Source organism: Corynebacterium mycetoides, assembly GCF_900103625.1.
GTDB lineage: Bacteria > Actinomycetota > Actinomycetes > Mycobacteriales > Mycobacteriaceae > Corynebacterium > Corynebacterium mycetoides.
In genome coordinates, this window is the sequence record NZ_LT629700.1 from 505,969 (window position 1) to 526,715 (window position 20,747).

The 20,747-nt window shown below is 67.3% G+C and carries 20 protein-coding genes and 1 tRNA gene; 13 read left to right on the top strand and 8 right to left on the bottom strand.

Annotated elements, in window-relative coordinates; translation table 11 throughout:
* The first annotated feature begins 46 nt into the window (after nucleotides 1-46).
* The 6 genes from BLS40_RS02470 to der are packed head-to-tail and all read left to right on the top strand — an operon-like array spanning nucleotide 47 to nucleotide 5,487.
* Nucleotides 47-928 carry a ParA family protein gene (locus BLS40_RS02470; RefSeq protein ID WP_092152066.1) on the top strand — a complete coding sequence of 294 codons (882 nt, stop codon included), beginning with the start codon at nucleotides 47-49 and terminating at the stop codon, nucleotides 926-928.
* An 11-nt stretch (nucleotides 929-939) separates the two neighbouring features.
* Nucleotides 940-1,737 (top strand): segregation and condensation protein A, encoded by a 798-nt coding sequence (locus BLS40_RS02475; RefSeq protein ID WP_092152068.1) that lies wholly within the window; start codon nucleotides 940-942, stop codon nucleotides 1,735-1,737.
* Between the two features lie 10 nt (nucleotides 1,738-1,747).
* A complete protein-coding gene (gene scpB, locus BLS40_RS02480) occupies nucleotides 1,748-2,302 on the top strand; it encodes an SMC-Scp complex subunit ScpB (protein WP_231908493.1) in 555 nt (184 codons plus the stop codon).
* 43 nt (nucleotides 2,303-2,345) lie between these two features.
* Complete coding sequence (locus BLS40_RS02485; RefSeq protein ID WP_092148306.1) at nucleotides 2,346-3,248, top strand: pseudouridine synthase; 903 nt, start codon at nucleotides 2,346-2,348, stop codon at nucleotides 3,246-3,248.
* Nucleotides 3,248-3,943: a (d)CMP kinase gene (gene cmk / locus BLS40_RS02490; RefSeq protein WP_092148309.1), complete on the top strand. Its 696-nt coding sequence runs from the start codon at nucleotides 3,248-3,250 to the stop codon at nucleotides 3,941-3,943. Before BLS40_RS02485 ends, cmk begins: the two co-directional genes overlap by 1 nt.
* Nucleotides 3,940-5,487: a ribosome biogenesis GTPase Der gene (gene der / locus BLS40_RS02495; protein WP_092148312.1), complete on the top strand. Its 1,548-nt coding sequence runs from the start codon at nucleotides 3,940-3,942 to the stop codon at nucleotides 5,485-5,487. The genes cmk and der overlap by 4 nt, the downstream gene beginning before the upstream one ends.
* Here the strand turns inward: der and BLS40_RS02500 are convergent.
* Nucleotides 5,484-6,248 (bottom strand): class I SAM-dependent methyltransferase, encoded by a 765-nt coding sequence (locus BLS40_RS02500; protein ID WP_231908494.1) that lies wholly within the window; start codon nucleotides 6,246-6,248, stop codon nucleotides 5,484-5,486. The genes der and BLS40_RS02500 overlap by 4 nt on opposite strands.
* Before the next feature lie 23 nt (nucleotides 6,249-6,271).
* Between BLS40_RS02500 and BLS40_RS02505 the strand changes: the two genes are divergently transcribed.
* Complete coding sequence (locus BLS40_RS02505) at nucleotides 6,272-7,246, top strand: diacylglycerol/lipid kinase family protein (protein ID WP_157672430.1); 975 nt, start codon at nucleotides 6,272-6,274, stop codon at nucleotides 7,244-7,246.
* A 20-nt stretch (nucleotides 7,247-7,266) separates the two neighbouring features.
* Here the strand turns inward: BLS40_RS02505 and BLS40_RS02510 are convergent.
* Nucleotides 7,267-7,340, bottom strand: a tRNA-Pro gene (locus BLS40_RS02510).
* 150 nt (nucleotides 7,341-7,490) lie between these two features.
* On the opposite strand from BLS40_RS02510, the gene secA2 reads away from it, so the two are divergent.
* The 5 genes from secA2 to BLS40_RS02535 all read left to right on the top strand — a co-directional run bounded on the left by secA2 (nucleotide 7,491) and on the right by BLS40_RS02535 (nucleotide 12,372).
* Complete coding sequence (gene secA2, locus BLS40_RS02515; protein ID WP_092148321.1) at nucleotides 7,491-9,782, top strand: accessory Sec system translocase SecA2; 2,292 nt, start codon at nucleotides 7,491-7,493, stop codon at nucleotides 9,780-9,782.
* 116 nt (nucleotides 9,783-9,898) lie between these two features.
* Nucleotides 9,899-10,327 (top strand): oxoglutarate dehydrogenase inhibitor Odhl, encoded by a 429-nt coding sequence (odhI, locus tag BLS40_RS02520; protein WP_092148324.1) that lies wholly within the window; start codon nucleotides 9,899-9,901, stop codon nucleotides 10,325-10,327.
* A gap of 52 nt (nucleotides 10,328-10,379) precedes the next feature.
* Nucleotides 10,380-11,123, top strand: coding sequence for a transcriptional regulator FtsR (gene ftsR, locus BLS40_RS02525; RefSeq protein WP_331710854.1), 744 nt, complete (start codon nucleotides 10,380-10,382; stop codon nucleotides 11,121-11,123).
* Nucleotides 11,124-11,136: 13 nt separating this feature from the next.
* A complete protein-coding gene (locus BLS40_RS02530; RefSeq protein ID WP_157672431.1) occupies nucleotides 11,137-11,685 on the top strand; it encodes a bifunctional nuclease domain-containing protein in 549 nt (182 codons plus the stop codon).
* A 114-nt stretch (nucleotides 11,686-11,799) separates the two neighbouring features.
* Nucleotides 11,800-12,372 carry a MerR family transcriptional regulator gene (locus BLS40_RS02535; RefSeq protein ID WP_172807988.1) on the top strand — a complete coding sequence of 191 codons (573 nt, stop codon included), beginning with the start codon at nucleotides 11,800-11,802 and terminating at the stop codon, nucleotides 12,370-12,372.
* 6 nt (nucleotides 12,373-12,378) lie between these two features.
* Here BLS40_RS02535 and BLS40_RS02540 read toward each other — a convergent pair whose 3' ends face one another.
* The 5 genes from BLS40_RS02540 to gndA are packed head-to-tail and all read right to left on the bottom strand — an operon-like array spanning nucleotide 12,379 to nucleotide 19,039.
* A complete protein-coding gene (locus tag BLS40_RS02540) occupies nucleotides 12,379-13,782 on the bottom strand; it encodes a vWA domain-containing protein (RefSeq protein ID WP_092148329.1) in 1,404 nt (467 codons plus the stop codon).
* Nucleotides 13,783-13,791: 9 nt separating this feature from the next.
* On the bottom strand, nucleotides 13,792-14,841 hold the full coding sequence (locus tag BLS40_RS02545; protein ID WP_092148332.1) for a hemolysin family protein: 1,050 nt from the start codon (nucleotides 14,839-14,841) through the stop codon (nucleotides 13,792-13,794).
* On the bottom strand, nucleotides 14,838-16,211 hold the full coding sequence (locus BLS40_RS02550) for a hemolysin family protein (RefSeq protein ID WP_092148335.1): 1,374 nt from the start codon (nucleotides 16,209-16,211) through the stop codon (nucleotides 14,838-14,840). The genes BLS40_RS02545 and BLS40_RS02550 overlap by 4 nt, the downstream gene beginning before the upstream one ends.
* A 33-nt stretch (nucleotides 16,212-16,244) precedes the next feature.
* On the bottom strand, nucleotides 16,245-17,537 hold the full coding sequence (locus tag BLS40_RS02555) for a DEAD/DEAH box helicase (protein ID WP_092148338.1): 1,293 nt from the start codon (nucleotides 17,535-17,537) through the stop codon (nucleotides 16,245-16,247).
* 41 nt (nucleotides 17,538-17,578) lie between these two features.
* The gene (gndA, locus tag BLS40_RS02560; protein WP_092148341.1) at nucleotides 17,579-19,039 is read right to left on the bottom strand and encodes an NADP-dependent phosphogluconate dehydrogenase; all 1,461 of its coding nucleotides are present in this window, start codon (nucleotides 19,037-19,039) and stop codon (nucleotides 17,579-17,581) included.
* A 57-nt stretch (nucleotides 19,040-19,096) separates the two neighbouring features.
* On the opposite strand from gndA, the gene BLS40_RS02565 reads away from it, so the two are divergent.
* The gene (locus tag BLS40_RS02565) at nucleotides 19,097-19,537 is read left to right on the top strand and encodes a PaaI family thioesterase (RefSeq protein ID WP_092148344.1); all 441 of its coding nucleotides are present in this window, start codon (nucleotides 19,097-19,099) and stop codon (nucleotides 19,535-19,537) included.
* Between the two features lie 4 nt (nucleotides 19,538-19,541).
* Here BLS40_RS02565 and BLS40_RS02570 read toward each other — a convergent pair whose 3' ends face one another.
* A complete protein-coding gene (locus BLS40_RS02570) occupies nucleotides 19,542-20,621 on the bottom strand; it encodes a magnesium and cobalt transport protein CorA (protein WP_092148347.1) in 1,080 nt (359 codons plus the stop codon).
* Between the last annotated feature and the right edge of the window lie 126 nt (nucleotides 20,622-20,747).

Here is a 20,747-nt window from a genome sequence, read left to right on the forward strand (position 1 = left end):
GTAAGCTTGACCCCGGACACTGCCCGCGCAAGGGAAGGGGATGGCGATGGCGAGCGAGTCGTTGTTCGAGGCTGGAGAGAACGACCAGGTGGAGGTCGGTCTCACGGGGCGGCCCGTACGCGAGTTGCCGCAGCCCAGGAAGCTGGACCGGCACGGCCCGGCGACGATCATCTCCATGGTCAACCAGAAGGGCGGCGTGGGCAAGACGACGTCCACCATCAACCTCGGGGCGTGCCTGGCTGAGCAGGGACGTAAAGTCCTGCTCGTTGACTTAGACCCCCAGGGCGCCCTGTCCGCGGGCCTCGGCGTCGCTCACAGCGAGGACCAGATCACGGTCTACGACCTCCTGTTCGACAACACCGCCAGCATCCACGCCGCGATCACCCACTCCAACGTGGCGGGCCTCGACCTCGTGCCCGCCAATATCGATCTCTCCGCCGCCGAGATCCAGCTGGTCAACGAGGTGGGCCGCGAGCACACGCTCGCCCGCGCGCTGCGCCCGGTGCGCGGGGAGTACGACTTCATCATCCTCGACTGCGGCCCCTCCCTCGGGCTGCTCACCGTCAACGCCCTCGCCGCCTCCCACGGGGTCATCATCCCCATGGAGTGCGAGTACTTCTCCCTGCGCGGCCTCGCGCTGCTGACGGACACCGTGGAGAAGGTGCGCGACCGCATCAACTTCGACCTGGACGTTGTGGGCATCCTGGTCACCATGTTTGACCGGCGCACCTCCCACGCGCGCGAAGTGATGGATCGCGTGCTCGAGGTATTCGGCGACACGGTTTTCGATACCGTGATCACCCGCACGGTGCGCTTTCCCGAAACTTCGGTGGCCGGCGAGCCGATCATCACCTGGGCGCCGCGCTCCCAGGGGGCCGAGCAGTACCGCAACCTCGCCCTCGAGGTCCTCGAGCGCACGGAGAAGTAGAGCCAACCGTGCTGGAACAACCGGAGATCACCGGGTTTACCCTGGCTCTGCACAACTTTGAGGGCCCGTTCGATCTCCTGCTCCACCTCATCAGCTCGAAGAAGCTGGACGTGACCGAGGTTGCGCTGTCCGAGGTCACGGATGAGTTCATCGCCTACACACGCGCCCTCGGTCACACCGCGGGGCTTGATGAGGTCACCGAGTTCCTCCTCATCGCCGCCACGCTGCTCGACCTCAAGGCCGCGCGCCTCCTCCCGCGCGGCGAGGCGAGCGACGCCGAGACGCTGGAACTGCTCGAGTCCCGTGACCTGCTCTTCGCCCGGTTGCTCCAGTACCGCGCGTACCAGCGCGTGGCCAGCCAATTCACCCAGTGGCAGAAGGGGGCCGCGCGGCGCTACCCCCGCGCGGTGTCGATGGAGCCCCGTTTCGCCTCGCTCCTGCCTCCCGTGACGCTTCGCCACACGCCGGCGAGTTTCGCCGTGCTCGCGGCGGGGGTGTTCCGCCCGCAGCCCCCTGAGGAGGTGCGCACCGACCACGTCCACGCCCAGGCGGTGTCCGTGCCCGAGCAGGCAGGCAAGCTCCTCGCGGCGCTGAAAGTAATCGGCGCGCGCCAGTGGGTGGGGTTCGGCGCCCTGACGCGCGACTGCACTCGGTCGATCGACGTCGTGGGCAGGTTCCTCGCCCTGTTGGAGCTGTTCAAGACGCGCGCCGTTGAGACGCGGCAGGAGGAGGCGCTCGGCCCGCTGGACGTGTCGTGGACGGGCCGCGAGGTCGACCCGGCCGTCGTCGCCGCGGCCAACTGGTCGTAGGATCGGCCCCATGGGGAACATGCCGATGGTCTCGCAGCTGCGCTCGCAGCTCGAGTCGGTGCTGCTCGTGGTCGATTCGCCGGTGCCCGCCGCCGCGCTCGCGGGGGCGCTCGGCGCGGAGCAGGGGGACGTCGACAAGCAGCTGCGGGAATGGGCGGCCGAGTTGGACGAGCGGGGCAGCGGTATCGAGCTGCGCGAGACGGCCGAGGGCTGGCGGCTCTACACCCGCCCCGCCAACGCCGCGGCGGTCGAGACCTTTCTTCTCGACGGCTCCCAAACGACGCTGTCCCGGGCGGCGATGGAGACGCTAGCAATTGTGGCGTACCGCCAGCCGGTGACGCGCGCGCAGGTGGCGGGCGTGCGCGGGGTGAACGTGGACGGGGTGATGCGCACGCTTGCGCTGCGCGGGCTCATCGCCGAGGTGGACCCGGACGAGACCACTGGCGCGCACCGCTACGTCACCACAGAGCTGTTCCTCGAGTTGCTCGGGATCGACTCGCTCGAGCGGCTGCCGGATTTGGCGCCGCTCCTGCCGGAAATCGATTCCATCGATGATGCCTGGTAGGCTCGTGCGAGTTCAATAACCGCATACAGTCAAAGGACTACCCATGACTCCCCCCGCTCGCCGAGACGGCACACCGGATAGAGAGAAGAACGACACGTTCTACATCTCCTATGCGAAGCCGGCCAAGAAGCAAAACGTCACCCCCCACCCGCTGGACGATAACTGGTGGGACGACGAACCGGGACAGCAATCGGCCACGGGCCGAAAAACCGCCGAGGGCGTGCGCCTGCAGAAGGTGCTCGCGCAGGCGGGCGTCGCGTCGCGTCGCCACGCCGAAATCATGATTGCCCAGGGCCGCGTCGAGGTCAACGGAAAGCGCGTGACCACCCAGGGCATGCGCGTCAACCCAGCCGCGGACGTCATCCGCGTCGACGGGACCCGCATCAACGTCAACGAGGAGCACGAGTACTTCGTGTTCAACAAGCCCCGCGGCGTCCAGTCCACGATGAAGGACGAGATGGACCGCACCTCCGTGGGCAGCTACCTGTCCGAGAAGACCGCCTCCGGGCAGCGCCTGTTCCACGTCGGGCGCCTCGACGCCGACACGGAGGGCTTGCTCATCCTCACCAACGACGGGGAGCTGGCCAACCGGTTGATGCACCCGCGCTACCGGATCGCGAAGACCTACATGGCCACCGTGCTCGGCGAGGCCAAGCCCGCCCTGATCAAGCAGCTGCGCGAGGGCATCGAGCTTGACGACGGCCTGGCGAAGGCCGACTACGTCCAGATCGTGGACACCCACAATGGACAATCCATCGTCCGCGTGGAGCTGCACGAGGGCCGCAAGCATATCGTCCGCCGCATGCTCAAGGCCGCGGGCTACCCGGTGCAGCGGCTCGTGCGCACGAAGGTGCACACCGTGCAGCTGGGCGACATGAAGCCCGGTTCGCTGCGCGCCCTCAACTCCTCCGAGCTGGCGTCGCTATACAAGGCGGTGGAGATGTGATGGCCGTATCCAACATGCCCGACGGCGGGCTGATCGTCGCCGTCGACGGCCCCTCCGGGACGGGCAAGTCCACCACGTGCCGCCGACTGGCCAAGCAGCTGGACGCGAAGTACGTCGACACCGGCGCGATGTACCGTGTGGCCACCCTCGCCGTGCTGCGCGCGGGCGCAGACCCGTCAGACCCCGCGGCCGTCATCGCAGCCACGCGCGACCTGCCGCTGACCGTGTCCGACGACCCCGACTCCACCGAGGTGCTCCTCGGCGGCGAGGACGTGTCCCGCGAGATCCGCGGCCCGGAGGTCACGCGCACCGTCTCCGCCGTCTCCGCGATCCCGGAGGTGCGCGAGAACCTCGTCGCCCTGCAGCGCAAGCTGGCCGCCGACGCGCACCGCGCGATCGTCGAGGGCCGCGACATCGGCACCGTCGTGCTTGCCGACGCCCCGGTGAAGGTGTTCCTCACCGCGTCCGCGCAGGTGCGCGCCCGCCGCCGCTTCGAGCAGGACCTCGCGGCGGGCCGCGGCACCGACTTCGACACCGTGCTTGCCGACGTCGAGCGCCGCGACGCGCTGGATTCTTCGCGCACGGCCAGCCCTCTGCGGCCGGCGGCGGACGCCACTGTCGTCGACACCTCCGAGATGGACCGCGACGAGGTTCTCGCCGCGCTGATCGCCCTGATTGAAAGGAGCGCGCTGTGAAGGACGACGACACCGAGTTCCACTACTCCGATGCGGAGTTCGACGAGTCCGAGTTCGACGAGTCCGAGTTCGACGAGACCGAGTTTGGGGAGCCCGATTACGGCGACGAGCTCGGCACAGGACTCGGCACTGAACTAGGCACTGACGCGGACGAGCTGACCGAGGAAGAGTGGGCGGTCCTCGAGCGCGAGTACGGCGTCGCCGCGCCCGAGATGGTCGAGGAGGCGCTGCCGACCGTGTCCATCGTGGGCAGGCCGAACGTGGGCAAGTCCACGCTGGTCAACCGCTTCATCGGGCGGAGAGAGGCCGTGGTGGAGGACCACCCCGGCGTGACGCGCGACCGTGTCAGCTACATCACGGACTGGAACGGGCGCCGCTTCTGGGTGCAGGACACCGGCGGCTGGGACCCGGACGCAAAGGGCATCCACGCCGCCATCGCGCGGCAGTCCGAGGCCGCGATGGAGACCTCCGACGTGATTGTCATGGTGGTCGATTCCCACACCGGAATCACCGAGACCGACGCGGTGATGGCCCGCAACCTGCAGCGCGCCGAGGTGCCGGTCATCCTGGTGGCCAACAAGTTCGAGTCCGAGTCGCAGTGGGGAGACGTGGCGGAGTTCTACTCGCTGGGTCTCGGCGACCCGTTGCCCGTCTCCGCCCTGCACGGCCGCGGCGGCGCCGACGTCCTCGACGAGATCATGCGCCTGTTCCCTGAGGTGCCCCGCGCCGCCGATTCGATCACGGAAGGCCCGCGCCGCGTGGCGCTGGTCGGGCGGCCGAACGTGGGCAAGTCGAGCCTCTTGAACAAACTCTCGCGGTCCGACCGGTCGGTGGTGGACAACGTCGCCGGCACTACGGTGGACCCGGTGGATGAACTCATCCAGCTCGACGACGCGCTGTGGAAGTTCATCGACACCGCGGGACTGCGCAAGAAGGTGAAAAACGCCCAGGGCCACGAGTACTACGCCTCGCTGCGCACCCGCGGAACGATCGAGGCCGCGGAGGTCTGCGTCGTGCTGATCGACGCCTCTCAGGAGATCTCGGAGCAGGACCAGCGCGTGATCACCATGGTGCTCGAGGCCGGCAAGGCGATGGTGATCTGTTTCAACAAGTGGGACCTCATGGATGAGGACCGCCGCTACTACTTCGACCGCGAATTCGACGAGATGATGGGGCACCTGCCGTGGGTGACCAAGCTCAACATCTCGGCCGACACCGGCCGCGGCCTGCACAGGCTCGAGCCGGCGATGACGGAGGCGCTGGAAAACTGGGACAAGCGCATCTCCACGGGCCAGCTCAACACCTGGCTGCGTGAGGCGATCGCGGCGAACCCGCCGCCGATGAAGAACAACCGCCTGCCGCGGGTGCTCTTCGCGACGATGGCGTCGACACGCCCGCCGACCGTGGTGCTGTTTACCACCGGGTTCCTCGACGCCGGGTACCGCCGCTACCTGGAGCGGAAGTTCCGGGAGCGTTTCGGCTACCACGGCACCCCCATCCGCATCGCGGTGCGCATCCGCGAGCGCCGCAACAAGCCGCGTTAGCCGCGGCGGTAGACGAACGCGTCGGTGCGGTAGGGGAGGGGCAGCACCTGCCCCTTATCGAAGCCGAGGCGCTCGAAGAGGTACCACGACAGGTTCGCCGTCATCTTTTCGCGGGTGCGCTCCGGGGACCGCAGCCAGTACGACCGGGTGGCCATGAGCTCGAACAACGCGTCCGTGGTGACTGGTTGCAGCCACGTTTCCCGGTGCTCCCGGGCGAGCTCCCACGGCGCGAGCACGTCCGGGTAGAAGCCGTCGCGCTGTACGTCGCCGGAGTGCATGATGCGGCTGAGCCTCAGCACCCACGGGTGGCGCACGTCGAGAGTGTTCCAGCACAACATGAGCGCGCCCCCGGGGCGGATGACCCGGTCCGCCTCCGCGCTCGCCGCCCGGGCGTCGACCCAGTGCCACGTTTGTGCGCAGGTGACGGCGTCGACGGAGGCGTCGGCAAGCGCGGTTGCCTCGGCTCTCGCGCGCCACACCGGCACCTGGGGCAGGCGCGAGGCGAGCACCCGCGCCATGTCCTCGGACGGGTCGCACGCGTACACCGCACGCCCGGGCCGAAGAAGTGATTCGGTGAGCTTCCCCGTGCCCGCGCCTACGTCGACGACAGTGTGGTGCGCGCTGACGAGCTCGGCGACGCTCGGCGGGTAGGACGGCCGGACGTCGCTGTAGAGCTCCGCGCCCGTGGCGAACGCGGCCGCGGCGGAGGCTCTGTGACCGGCGTCGCGGAACGCGGGGGCGTCCTTCCGGCTGGGTTTCATGCTTCTCAACATATATTGGGGGTGTGGGTGAGCATCAGAGGGATCACAGGCGCGAGGTCGTAGTCGTTTTCAACCCCGCCAAAGTCGACGAGGGGCAGCTGCGTGCGCTCGTTCGCGCCAACGCACCGGCGGACGCGCGCGTGGAGTGGGTGGAGACGACCCCGGAGGATTCCGGCTACGCCCAGGCGACCGCCGCGGCGCAGGCCGGGGCACACCTCGTCCTGGCGGCGGGAGGCGACGGAACGGTGCGCCTGGTCGCCTCGGCTCTCACCGGGACCGGCGTAGCGCTCGGGGTCATCCCGGCGGGGACGGGCAACCTGCTCGCCCGGAACATGAACATGTCGCTCGGCATGGCGGATTCGGTCAAGCGGGCGTTCCACGGGGCGGACACCACCATCGACGTGTGTGAGGCCAGGCTGCACCGCGAGGACGGCTCGACCGACGTGATGCGGTTTACGGTCATGGCAGGAGTGGGCGCCGACGCCCACATGGTCGAGCACACCAACGAGGGCTTAAAAAAGCGCATCGGCCCGGCCGCGTACGTCCCCGGGGTGTTCCGGGCGCTAAGCGGCGGCAACAACGTCAAAGCCACGTTCACCTTCGACGGCGAGCGGGTGGCGCGCAAGCGCCTGCACACCCTGATCATCGGCAACTGCGGCGACGTGTACTCCAACGTGCCGCTGCTTCCCAATGCCGTGCCGGACGACGGCGCGCTCGACCTCGTGGTCATCGCGCCGCGCGGGGTCATCGGGTGGCTGCGCATCGCGGGCGACATCCTCGCCAACACCGTCGTGCGGCTGTGGAACCGGGATCCGCGCAACGTGGACAACCAGATGATGGTGCCACGGCCACCGAACGCCCTGACGTATGAGAAAGGGAAGCACGTCACGGTGGAGTTCGCCTCGCCCGAGGTCTTCGAGGTGGACGGGGACCCAGCGGGTCTGGTGCGGGCGGCCGAGGTCGAGATCAAGCCGGCGGCGCTGGTGCTCCGCACATAGCTTTCCGCGAAAGATTGTTGTCGGGCTAACAGGATTTGAACCTGCGACCCCTACACCCCCAGTGTAGTGCGCTACCAAACTGCGCCATAGCCCGTATCCATTTGCGCTGCCGTCGAACGGCAACTGGTACAGAGTATCGCACGGGGTGCGAGAAACGGTAATCAGCAGGTCATGGCGTGATGTCGGGGGTGTGAAGTACAGTCGGTCGGAGCAGTGAAAGTCAACGGAAGGACGCGTTGCTGAAATGGGCAAGTTCGACTGGTTCTGGAAAGCGATGGGGGCCACCACCGAGCGCAATGACAAGAAGTCGAGCGGGATCGTGGAACACTCCCGGCAGCTGGCAGGGGACTTTGCCCGCTTCAGTGACGGGGAGCTCGCCGCCGCGGTGCGCCAGGCCGTCTCGGGGGAGGGGATCGCCGACAAGCCGGCGTTTCTCGCGGGTTTGAACGAGGCTGCGTCGCGCACGCTCGGCATGCGGCCGTTCGACGTCCAGAGCAAGGCGGTGCTGCGTCTCCTCGAGGGGGACGTCATCCAAATGGACACCGGCGAGGGCAAGACGCTGGTGGGGGCGATGGCGGCCACGGGCTTCGCCCTCACGGGCCGGCGCGTGCACCTCATCACGGTGAACAACTACCTCGCGGCGCGCGACGCGGAATGGATGCGCCCTTTGGTCGAGTTCTTTGGGCTGACCGTGGCGGCGGTCACGGAGGCGTCGACACGCGACGAGCGGGTGGAGGCCTACCGCTGTGACGTGGTCTACGCGCCCGTCGCCGAGGTCGGCTTCGACCACCTGCGCGATAACCAGATCACCCGCCGGGAGGACACCGTGCAGGCCCCCGCCGACGTCGCCCTCGTCGACGAGGCCGACAGCGTGCTTATCGACGAAGCCCTGGTCCCCCTCGTGCTCGCCGGAAGCGTCGGCGCCCAGGAGGCCACCGGCCAGATCACGGAGGCGGTCTCCCACCTCGAGGAGGGCAGGGACTACGCCATCGACGCCGAGGGCCGCAACGTCTCGCTTACCGACGACGGGGCGCGCGCGATCGAGCGCGCGCTGGGCATCGATTCGCTCTACGACGAGGCGCACGTCGGCAGCACCCTCGTGCGGGTCAACCTCGCCCTGCACGCGAAAGCCCTGCTCATCCGCGACGTGCACTACATCGTCAACGACGGCAAGGTCTCGCTTGTCGACGCCTCGCGTGGCCGCGTCGCCGAACTCCAGCGGTGGCCGGACGGGCTGCAGGCGGCGGTAGAGGCCAAGGAGGGACTTAGCGTCTCGGAGGGAGGGCGGATCCTCGACTCGATCACCCTTCAGGCGCTCATGCGCAGGTACCCCACGGTCTGCGGGATGACCGGCACGGCCGTGGAGGCGACGGAGCAGCTGCGCACCTTCTACGGGCTGCACGTCTCCGTGATTGAGCGGGCGACGCCGACGAGGCGCTTCGACGAGGCCGACCGCATCTACGCCACCGCGGCGGAGAAGAACAGGGCGATCGTGGACGAGATCGCGCACCTGAACTCGCTCGGGCAGCCCGTCCTGGTGGGCACGCACGACGTCGCGGAGTCCGAGCGCCTGGCCGAGGCGTTGACCGGCCGCGGCATCGCCGTCAACGTGCTCAACGCCAAAAACGACGCGGAGGAGGCGCGGATCATCGCCGAGGCCGGAGCCGCGGGCAGGGTCACCGTGTCCACCCAGATGGCGGGCCGCGGCACCGACATTCGCCTCGGCGGCGCGGACGAGACGGAGCGCGATGAGGTGGCGGCGCTGGGCGGGCTCGCCGTCATCGGCACGGCGCGGTACCGCACGGCGCGGCTGGACAATCAGCTGCGCGGCCGCGCGGGGCGCCAGGGCGACCCGGGCCTGTCAGTGTTCTTCGTCTCCCTCGAGGACGACTTAGTGGTCACCGGCGGGGCCGGCAGCAGCGTGACAGCACACCCGGACGAGGAGGGACTTATCGACGACCCCCAGGTGCGCAGCTACATCGAGCATTGCCGCCGGGTGACCGAGGGTCAGCTGCTGGAAATCCACGCCCAGACCTGGAAGTACAACAAACTCCTCGCCGACCACCGGGACATCCTCGACGAGCGCCGCGTGGCCTTGCTGGACACGCCCGCCGCGTGGGAGGAACTGGCGCGGCGCAGCCCCGCCCGCGCCGCGGAGCTGGACCACCTCCCGGCCGCGGTGCTCGAGCAGGCGGCGCGCGAGATCATGCTCTACCACCTGGACACGGAGTGGAGCGAGCACCTGGCCTTGATGGATGACGTGCGGGAATCCATCCACCTCCGCGCGATCGCGCGGGAGACTCCCATTGATGAGTATCACCGGATCGCGGTGCGGGAGTTCAAGGACCTGGCAAACCGGGCGGTGGACAAGGCGGTGGAGACGTTCAACGAGGTCGACATCGACGCGGGCGGAGCCCACCTCCAGTCGGCCGGGTGGGTCCGCCCCAGCGCGACGTGGACATACATGGTCAGCGACAATCCCTTGTCGGGCAGTGGAAATTCCTTCATTTCCGGCGTGGCGAGCATGTTCCGCTAAGCTATCTCTGGTTGCTTGAAGAGTGCTACCTAACCCGCGGCCACGGTGTTGGCGGTACTATGGTTGGCAGTTATTGAGAAATCCGCAGACATTCACAATCAGCGTCAGGAGAGAAGATGACCGAGAACACTGGTGCGCCGGAGACCCAAGTAGAGACCACTTCGGTCTTTCGCGCAGACTTGCTGAAGGAAATGGAATCCGGCGCTACACCTTCTGCAGCGGCACCTGGTGCGGACAACCTTCCGGAAGGTGCAGCGCTTCTCGTCGTCAAGCGTGGCCCGAACGCGGGCGCGCGTTTCCTGCTCGATCAGGACACCACCACTGCCGGCCGGCACCCCGAGGCTGACATCTTCCTCGATGACGTCACGGTCTCGCGTCGTCACGCGGAATTCCGCCACAACGAGGGCTCGTTTGAGGTAGTTGACGTGGGCTCCCTCAACGGCACCTACGTCAACCGCGAGCCCCGCAACTCCCAGACGCTCGCCGCGGGCGACGAAATCCAGATCGGCAAGTTCCGCCTCGTGTTCATCTCCGAGGACAAGTAAGAAACAACGCATACCACATACCTGTAGAGACCTGTAGAGACAGACGACCACCGTGAGCGCAATCCGCAAAACCTCCTCGAACCAGCAGCCGGCCGGCACGACTGCCAAGGCCGCCAAAACGATGTCTATCGGCGTCGTTTTGGAGCGCCTGCGGGAGGAATTTCCGGACGTTACGGTGTCGAAGATCCGCTTTCTCGAATCCGAGGGGCTGATCACGCCGCAGCGCACGGCCTCAGGCTACCGCCGGTTCACGGACGCCGACGTGGATCGCCTGCGCTACATTCTGGTGACGCAGCGCGACAATTACCTCCCGTTGAAGGTGATCCGCGAGCAGCTTGACGCGATGGACTCCGGCCAGGTAACCGCTATCGTCGCGCCCGCGGAGCACGCGCCGATGGTGTCGCCGGAAAACTTCCGCGAGCCGGCGGTGACGAAGCTGACGGACGTGGACGTGGCCGAACAGGCGAAGGTGGAAGGCGCCGTCGTCGATCAGTTAATCTCGGTCGGCATCATCGCCCCTGATTCCGCGGGGCACTTCACTGCGGACGACGTGCGCACCGTCAACTCTGCGGTGGCACTCATGGAGTTCGGGCTCGACGAGCGCCATCTGAAGACCCTGCGCACCACCGCCACCCGGCAGGCCGACCTCATCGCACGCGTCACGGAGCCCGTGGCCAAATCCGGCAAGAGCAGCGCGCACGAGAAGGCCGAGGACATCGGGCAGCAGCTAACGGCGCTCGTGGTCTCGCTCCACGCCTCGCTTGTCAAGAGCGAGCTGCGCAACTACAGCAAGTAGCCGGGGTATCACCGTGTCTCAGGCGCAACTTCTTGGTGTCTACCCCGTCGGTCCGGAGGAATTTCTCTGCGCCCTCTTCCACGTCGGGGAGGCTTCCCGGTTTCTCCCGGTGTGGCTCGCCCCCGTGGAAGGTGCACGGCTGCTCGCCCGGCTCAACGGGTGGACGCCGAACCGGCCCCACGCTGTCGATGCCCTTGCCGACCTCGCCCGAGCTGCCGGGGGCGCCGCGGGCGAAATCGAGCTTTCCGACGTCCACGAGGGCGTCTTCCGCGCGACCCTACGCCTCGGCGACGGCACGGATGTCGACCTTCGCCCGTCCGACGCTCTGGCGGTTGCGTTGGAGCTCGACCTGCCGGTGGAAGTGACTGAGGACGTGCTCGCCTCGGCGTCCCTGTGGTTGTCTGCGGACGACGCGTCCCGCTATTTTGACGTGGATATCGAAACCGGCGCGCCGGACGCCGTGGCGGAGGCGGACTCAGGGTCGGACGCCGAGTTCGAGGCCTTCCTGCGCCAACTTGGCGCGGCTGATGATGATGAGGACGATGGGGCAGACAAAGCCTAAATGTGAAGTTTGGGTTTAGAGTTCGGCGTGTTGCGCTGCCGGGGCTTGACCAATCCCTATGCTTGGCATTTAATGAGCATTAGGCCCACATCAGAACTTCATGGGAGTAATTACGTGAGCAACAACCTTGACACCCCGCTGAACTCGGCCCAGGAGGGCCCAGTCCAGGAGACCCTGTTCGACGTGGGCCCCTCCGACGAGGTCGGCTACCGTGTCCCCATTGCCTGCCAGGTCGCGGGCATTACCTACCGCCAGCTCGACTACTGGGCGCGAACGAACCTGGTGCGGCCGTCGATACGCGGCGCGAAGGGATCCGGCTCCCAACGCCTCTACTCCTTCAAGGACATCCTCGTTCTCAAGATTGTGAAGCGCCTGCTGGACACGGGCATCTCCCTGCAGAACATCCGCCTCGCGGTGGACAAGCTGCGGGACCGGGGGGTTAACGATATCGCCGAGATCACGCTCGTGTCCGACGGCACGACCGTCTACGAGTGCCGCAGCAACGAGGAAATCATCGACCTCCTCGGCGGAGGGCAGGGCGTGTTCGGCATCGCCGTTCCGCAGATCATGCGCGAGCTGACGGGCACGATCTCCTCCTTCCCCTCCGAGCGCGTCGGCGACGAGACGGGCACCGAGGTCGTGTCCATCGACGAGCTCGCGGCTCGGCGCCGCCGCAAGTCATCCTAAGACCTCCTAAGACCGGGTCAAACCCGCCGCGGCGGCGATCGCCGGTTCGACGTCCCCGGCGCTCTTGGCAATCGTGGCGGCGGAGCTGACCCGCCGCAGCGCCTCATCCTGCTGACCCTCGCCCACGTGGACAACGGAGACCGTTACATCGGAGCCCGCGGCTGACGTCACCGCGTCGGCGAACGCCTCGTCGTCTCCGCCGTCGGCGGTCCCCGACGTCACCACGACGATGCGCGCGGGTGCGCCGGGCTCAGCGGTCTGGCTCACCGCGGCCAGGACGGCCTCGCGCGTCATGGGCTCCCCGCCGGTGAGGAAGCGGTTTACCGATCCCACGACCTCGCCGGCGTCCGATGTCATGGCCACGTTGCGGCGGTACCCGTTCACCACGCCGGGGTTGAGCGGGGAGGAGTAGTTCCACAGCGCCACCTGGTGCCCCGCGTCGGCGACGCCCTGGGCGGCCGCCGAGATTCCGCGCTGCGCGCCGTCCATGTAGGGGGCCATCGCGTCGGACGTGTCCAGCAGGAAGAGGGTGTTTGTGGGGCCGCCTTCGGCCACGGCGACGCCGTCGTCGGTGTTGTCCGTGATCGCCTCGCCGCCGGTCGGCGACGCCGCGGCCCAGACCATCTCAGAGATCGTCGGCTGCTGCACCCCGTCGCCGTCGAAACGCGACGCGGCGGACGACGCGAAATCCTGCCCCGCGCGAGATTGCTCCTCGGTGACGGTGTCGCCCTGGGTGAGGGGGATCGCCGCGTAGACTATCGAGGCGTCGAGCGGGGAAAAGGAATACCCGCCGGGCACATTGCCCTCGGAGGTCGCGATCACATCCGCGGTTCGCGCCGCCTGCTCGAGCCCGGGGACGCGGTGGTCGGTCAGGGCCTGCACCGCGTCCTGCTCGTTGCCGGCGAGAACGGAGGCAACGAGTGCGCTCGCGGCGGGCTCGTCGTTGACGGGGAACGCCACGGCGCCCACCTCGACGGCGGACGCGTCTGGCACCTCGTCCTTCGAGGCGAGGCCGACCTTCTGCGCGTAGACCGGCTTGGGATCGGCGACCGCCGATGTCCGGTTGCGTTGTGCGAGCTCCTGGTGGGAGACGGGGGTGTTCGGGGCGATATAGACGGCCGCGTCGGCCACGGATTCGACGAGCTGGGGCTGGACGCAGTAGTCGCGGACGACCGGGTGCGTGTCAGCGTACGCGTCGACAAGCAGCCGGCCGACCGACTCGTCGGTCGCCGCAACGGGAAGACTGAGATCACCCGCCACGCACGAGGCGGCCGGCTGCTCGGCGGAGTCCTCGCCGCGGGTCGCGGCGTAGATCCCCGTGGCGCCGATGAGGGCGACGACGGCGACGAGCGCCGCGATGGCCCTGCCGGAGAGAGCGTAGTTGTTTTTCCCGGATGCGTGGCGTGCCATGATTACATCTTAAGTCTCGTGCGTCCAGTCCGACACGGTCCCCACGTACTCCTCGATGATGTCTTCCAGCGCGAGGACACCGACGAGGTCGCCATTGTCCCTGACCTGGGCCATGTGAGCGGAGCGGCGGTGCATGGACGTTAAAGCGTCATCGAGCGAGCCTGCGCCGTCGACGATGCTGAGCTGGCGAATCCGCGAGACCGGGACCAGGGGGTCGGCCTCCTCGGACTCCATGAGGTCCAGGATGTCCTTGACGTGCAGGTACCCCACGAGCGCCCCGTCGGCGCGCTCAACGGGGAAGCGCGAGAACCCCGTCTCCCGCACCGCGCGCTCGATGACGGAGAGCGGGATGCCGCGCGCCGAGTAGGGGAGAGTGGTCAGGTGGTCGAGCGGGATCATGACCTCCTGGAGGCTGCGCGACTCAGAGCGAAGTGCTTTGGCCAGGCGGGCGGTCTCCTCGGCGTCGAGGAGACCCTCGTCGCGCGACTCCATGATCATCGAGGCGAGCTGCTGCTCATCCACGGTTGACTCGAGCTCGTCGCGCTGCTCGATGCCGAAAGCCTTCAGCGTGAGGCGGGCGACCTCGTTGAGGAGGCGGATGATCGGGCTGGTGACCTTCACCCACAGCTGCATCGCCGGCATGAGCCACAGCGCGAGCTGCTCGGGGCCGGCGATGGCGATGTTTTTCGGCACCATCTCGCCGAACAGAATGTGCAGCCATGAGATGATCGCGAGGGCGATGACGAAGGACACCGGATGCAGCAGATCCGCCGGAACCCCAAGGGCCATAAACGGCACTTCGATGTAGTGGGCGATGGCCGGCTCGGCGACCTTGCCCAGAATCAGGGAACAGACGGTGATGCCGAACTGGGCGCCCGCGAGATAGATCGAGAGGTGCTCAATCGAGTGGAGCACCCGCTCGGCTTCCTTCTTGCCCTGCGCCACCATTGATTCGAGCCGGTCGCGTCGCGACGAGACAAGGGCGAACTCCGTGGCCACGAAGAACGCGTTGAGTGCCAGCAGAACGACGATGAGAAGAAGCGCTAGCCAGATGTTCATGGGCGGGCCTCCTTGGCGGGGATGGGTGTGAGGATGGCCTTGTCAACCCGCCTGTCATCCATCACGGTGACGTGCGCGGTCCAGCGCCCAGCGTTTCCCGACCCGAAGTCCTCCTGGAAGCCGGCGTCCGTCACCGGGAGGACGACTTTGTCCCCGAGCACAGGCACGCGGCCCAGCGTGGACATGATGAGGCCGCCCAAGGTCTCGTACGGGCCGTCGGGCGCGGTGTAGCTGAGGCGCTCGCTGAGCTCGTCGAGCCGGACAAGTCCGGAGACCTCCCACGAGGAGCCGAAGCGCTGGAAGTCTCGCTCGGACTCGCGGTCGTCGTATTCGTCGTACACCTCGCCCAAGAGCTCCTCGACGACGTCCTCGATGGTCACCAGCCCCTGCGTGCCGCCGTACTCGTCGGCGACCAGCACCACCTGGGAACCCGCGGAACGCACCCGGTTGAGCACGGAGTCGCCGTCGAGCGTGCCCGGAATAAACGGCACGGGGCGCGCGAGCTCGCCGAGCTTGGTCGAGTCGCGCAGCGCCTTGTCCACGGAGAAGGCGTCCTTGATGTGGACCACGCCGACGGTGTCATCCAGGTCGCCGCGGCGGACCGGGAAGCGTGAGTGGCCGGTGGTGCGCGCCAGGGTGATGAGGTCGGCGACCGTGTCGTCGGCGTCGAGGGACTCGATGGTCGAGCGCGGCGTCATGTAATCCTCCGCGGTAGTCTCCCCGAATTGAAGCGAGCGGTCGATCACACGGGCGGTGTCGGCATCGAAGCTGCCGGCCTCCGCGGAGTTGCGGACCATGGCACCCAGTTCCTGCCCGGAGCGCGCCGAGGCCAGCTCGTCGGCGGGCTCGAAACCCAGCTTGCGCACGACCCAGTTCGCCGAGTGGTTCAGCTCCATGATGAACCACTTCAGCGCGACGTTGAACGCGTTGACCGGGGGCACGACGAAGCGGGCGGTGGTCAGCGGGTCAGTAATCGCGATGTTCTTCGGCACCAGTTCGCCGAACACCATGGACAAAAAGGTGGCGATGATGAGCGCAAGGACGAGCGCGACTGCGGAGCTGGCGTTGGGGCTCAGGCCCGCGGCGTCGAGAAGCGGGGTGAAAAACTGGCCCAGAACAGGCTCCGCGAGGAAGCCGGCCGCCAGGGTTGTCACGGTGATTCCCAGCTGGGCGCCGGAGAGGACGAAGGAGAGGTTGGCGTGATCCCGCGCCACCGCCTTCGCCGTGCGGTCGCCCTTGTCGCGCACGTGCGCCTCGATGGTCGAGCGCTCCAGGCCCGTCATGGCGAACTCGATGGCCACGAATAAACCGGTCGATGCGGTCAGCGCGATAAACGCCAAAAGCGAGATGATCGATATGAATATGTCCATGTCAGTGGTGACGTGGCGGCACCGGGGGTGGTGCTAGCCGCGCCCGCTACTCCTTCGGGGCCGGCGCCGCGACGGGCGTCCGGAAACGGTTGAGGGCTTGCCGCCGCGGGCGCCTCCCGAGCGCGGCGCAGTCTGCGTCTGGCCGGGCGGAGGCAGCGGCGAGCCCGAGGGCTTGCGTGCGCCAGTAATTTTAGCCAATTCCGCCGAATCGGGCGTGACACGCACGGGCGTCGCGCTCACACCGGCCTTATCCATCAGCTGCTGGACTTCTTTCTCCTGCTCATCGAGCACGAGCGTGACGACGGTCCCGGATGACCCGGCGCGGGCCGTCCGCCCGGCGCGGTGCAGGTAGGCCTTGTGCTCCGCCGGCGGGTCCACGTGGACGACGAGTGAGACGTCGTCCACGTCGATGCCGCGCGCGGCGATGTCCGTCGCGACCAGGACCGGTGTGGTGCCGTCGCCGAAGCCCTCGAGAGCGCGCACGCGCGCCCCCTGGCCCTTATCCCCGTGCAGGCCCTGCGCGTTGATGCCGACACGGCGCAGCTTCTTGACCTGCCTGTCCACGCCGTGTTTGGTGCGCATGAACATGATGGTCTTGCCTTCGCGGGCCGCGATACGGAGCACGACTTCGCTGCGCTGGTCGCGGTCGCCGATGAGGAGGCGGAAATGCTCCATGGTGTCCACCGCGGCCTGCACCGGGGCGGTGGAGTGGGTAACCGGGTCGGACATGTAGCGCTCGATGAGCTTTTGCACGTCCCCGTCCAGGGTCGCAGAAAAGAGCAAGCGCTGCCCGCGTGGCGGCGTGCGGTCGAGCAGCTTGCGCACCTGGGGGAGGAACCCCATGTCCGCCATCTGGTCCGCCTCGTCCAGCGCGGTCACCTCGACCTGGTCGAGGAACAGCTTCTTCTGATTGATCAGGTCCTCGGCGCGGCCCGGGGTGGCCACCAGCAGGTCCACGGGTGCCGCGAGCGAGCGGATGTGGTGGTTGATGTTGACCCCTCCGACGACGTCGAGGACGCGCAGCCCGAGCGCTGCCGCAGGATCGTCGAGACGCTCGCGGATCTGGGTCGCCAGCTCGCGCGTCGGCGCCAGCACGAGGCCACGGGGGTGACCGGGACGCGAGGGCGCCCCGGCGAGGCGGGCCAGCATCGGCAGGCCGAACGTGAACGTTTTGCCCGACCCGGTGGGCCCGCGCCCCAGGACGTCCCTGCCCGCGAGCGCGTCCGGGATGGCCGCGGCCTGGATGGGGAAGGGTTCCGTGATGCCCTGCTTCTGCAGGACGGTGGTGATGGGGCGGGGAAGGCCGAGATCGGCGAAAGAAGTCATTGGCGCTAGCCTACCTGCGGGAAGCGGGCAAAAGCCAAACGCTAATAGGTCAGCTCCTCGCGGTCGCCCGACCACGCGGTGTGGAACGTGCCGTCGAGATCGATGCGGCGGTACGTGTGCGCGCCGAAGAAGTCGCGCTGCCCCTGGATGAGCGCGGCGGGCAGGCGCTTCGAGCGCAGCGAGTCGTAGTAGGACAGGGACGAGGAGAACACCGGGACGGGCAGGCCGAGCTGGGTTGCCGTGACGACTACGCGGCGCCACGAGTCAATCAGCCCGCCCTCGAGCTCACCCTTGAAGTACGGATCGAGCAGCAACGACGGCAGCTCCGGGTCGTTCTCGTAGGCCTCGGTGATGCGGTTGAGGAACTTCGCGCGGATGATGCAGCCGCCGCGCCAGATGCGTGCCAAGTCGCCCGGCTTGATGCCCCAGCCGTACTCCTGCGAGCCGGCGTTGATCTCGTCGAACCCCTGGGCGTACGCCACGAGTTTGGAGGCGTAGAGGGCGCGTCGCACGTCCTCTACGAACTGGTCTTTGTCCAACCCGAGAGACTCGAGGGTGGAAACCTCGCCGGAGGGCAGCCCGATGCGCTGGGCGGCCTCGCGCTGGGCGAGGGCGGAGGACAGCGCGCGGGCGAAGACGGCCTCACCGATGCCCGTGACCGGCACGCCGAGATCCAGGGCCTCCTTCACGGTCCAGCGGCCGGTGCCCTTCTGGCCGGCCGCGTCGACGATGACATCGATAAACGGCTTGCCGGTGCGCTTGTCCACCTGGCGCAGAATCTCGGCGGTGATCTCGATGAGGTAGGAGTCCAGGTCCCCCTGGTTCCACTGCGCGAAAATCTCCGACAGCTCGCCCGGCTCGATACCCGCCGCGTAGCGCAGCAGGTGGTACGCCTCGCCGATGACCTGCATGTCGGCGTACTCGATGCCGTTGTGGACCATCTTGACGAAGTGGCCGGCGCCGTCGGGGCCGATGTGGGTGACGCAGGGGACGCCGTCCACCTTGGCGGAGATGTCCTCGAGCAGCGGGCCGAGGGTCTCCCACGATTCCTTGGGGCCGCCCGGCATAATCGACGGGCCGTTGAGCGCGCCCTCCTCGCCACCGGAAATACCGGCGCCCACGAAATGGCGGCCGCGCGCGGCGATGTCTTTCTCGCGGCGGATGGTGTCTGTGAACAGGGCGTTTCCGCCGTCGATAATGATGTCGCCGTCCTCCATCGCCTCGGCGAGCTGGTCGATCACGGCGTCGGTGGCGGGACCAGCCTGGACCATGATGATCGCCTTGCGCGGGCGCTCGAGTGACGCCACGAAATCCTCAATCGTCTCGGAGGCGATGAAGTCGCCCTCGTGTCCGTGCTCGGCGATGACTGCGCGGGTCTTCTCCGGCGAGCGGTTATAAATGGCCACGGTGTGGCCCTGGGAGGCGAAGTTGCGCGCGAGGTTGGAGCCCATCACGGCCATCCCCACGACGCCGATCTGGGCGAGTTTGGTGCTGGAAGTCATGTCGGAAATACTACGCATTGCGCATTTTTTGCGGGCGGTTGGCCGTATAGTGGTGGCATGGATCACATATTTGGCAAGGAACCAATCACCGGGGAGCTCGGAGCCGAGGGGCTGGCCGCCGTGAACGAGGCCAACAAAGGACTTGCCCAGACTCTGGGAATCCACATCAGCTACGTTTCCGGCGACCGGGCCGAGGGCTACGTCGATGTCACCCCGGACCACCACCAGATCACCGGGATCGCCAATGGCGGGTTGTACTGCGCCGTGGGGGAGACGCTCGGGTCCATCGCGGCGGTGGCCGCGGCGGGCAACGTCGCCGTGGGGATGAGCAACAACACAGACCTGCTCGGCAGCGTTGCGGACGGGCGCATCGACGCCGTCGCCATGCCCGTTCACCTGGGCAGATCGACGCACCTGTGGCGCGTGGAGATGTACCACGAGGCGAAGCTCGTGGCCACCACCAACCTCAAGCTGATGATTCTGCGCGACGCGAAGTGAACACCTAGAGCCAGTGGTTCTTCCTGAACCACCAGTACATCACGATCATCACCGTCGCCATGACGATGAGGACCGCGGGATACCCCCAGCGCCACGCCAACTCCGGCATGTAGGCGAAGTTCATCCCGTAAATACCGGCGATCATGGTCGGCGCGGCGGCCATGCCGACGACGGCGGAAATGGTGCGCATGTCGCTGTTCTGCTGCATGTTGACCTTGGCCACGGAGGCGTCGAGAAGCGACGAGAGCCGCTCGTCGAACCCGGAGACGTGGTCGCTCACGATGGTCGCGTTGTCCTGCACGTCGCGGAAGTACGAACGAAGAATCTTGCGCAGCATGTCCTTGTTGTTGGCCAGGCCGGTGCGCAGGGCGGGAACCAGGGGCTCGATCGCGTGGCGCATCTCCAAGATCTCGCGCTTGTACATGTAGATCTTGTCGATGTTGATGTCGCGGCGCGGGGTGAACACCTCGTTTTCTAGTTCGTCAACGTCGCGGCCGAGCGCGGCGGCGACACGGAGGTAATTGTCCACCACGTAGTCGAACACCTTCCAGGCGGCGGCGGGCGGGCCGAGGATGGCGAGGTCCTCGTCCTCCTCGAGCTGGCGGGTGAGATCCGGCAGGGGAGCCTTGTGCCGGATCATGATGGCGAACTTCGGGCCCAGCACAACCTGCACCTCGCCGGTAGAGATGATCTCGCGGGCGTCGGCCACTTCTTCGTCGTCGCGGTAGTAGACGGAACGGGCGACCATGAACAGCTGGTCGTCGTAGCGCTCCATCTTGGGGCGCTGGTGCGCGTCGACAATGTCGTCGACGATGAGCTCGTGCAGGTCGAAGATCTCCGCGATCTTCTCCATCTGCTTGGTGCTGGGCTCGCTCAGTGATAGCCAGATAAACGCGTTCTCGTGAGCTTCCACCACCTGGAGGGCATGCGAGATGCGCGCCTCGCCGGGCAGCTTCTTCCCGTCGACGAAGATGCGGCAGAAGTCGACGTTGCGCTCGATGGGGACGGGGACGCTACCTGTCACGGGGCCGGGGTTGTCGGGGCGTTTGGGACGCTGCAGAGACAGAGGAAGACGTGGTGGCATAGTGGCCCCCCTTCAAGCGAAGCACAGGTGAATGGTCGGACTTCCGGAAATGATACCCGCGACCGAACAGCCCGGCCCCCAGGACTGGGAAACCGGGCTGTTCGACGTCAGCGGGTGGCGGCGGCG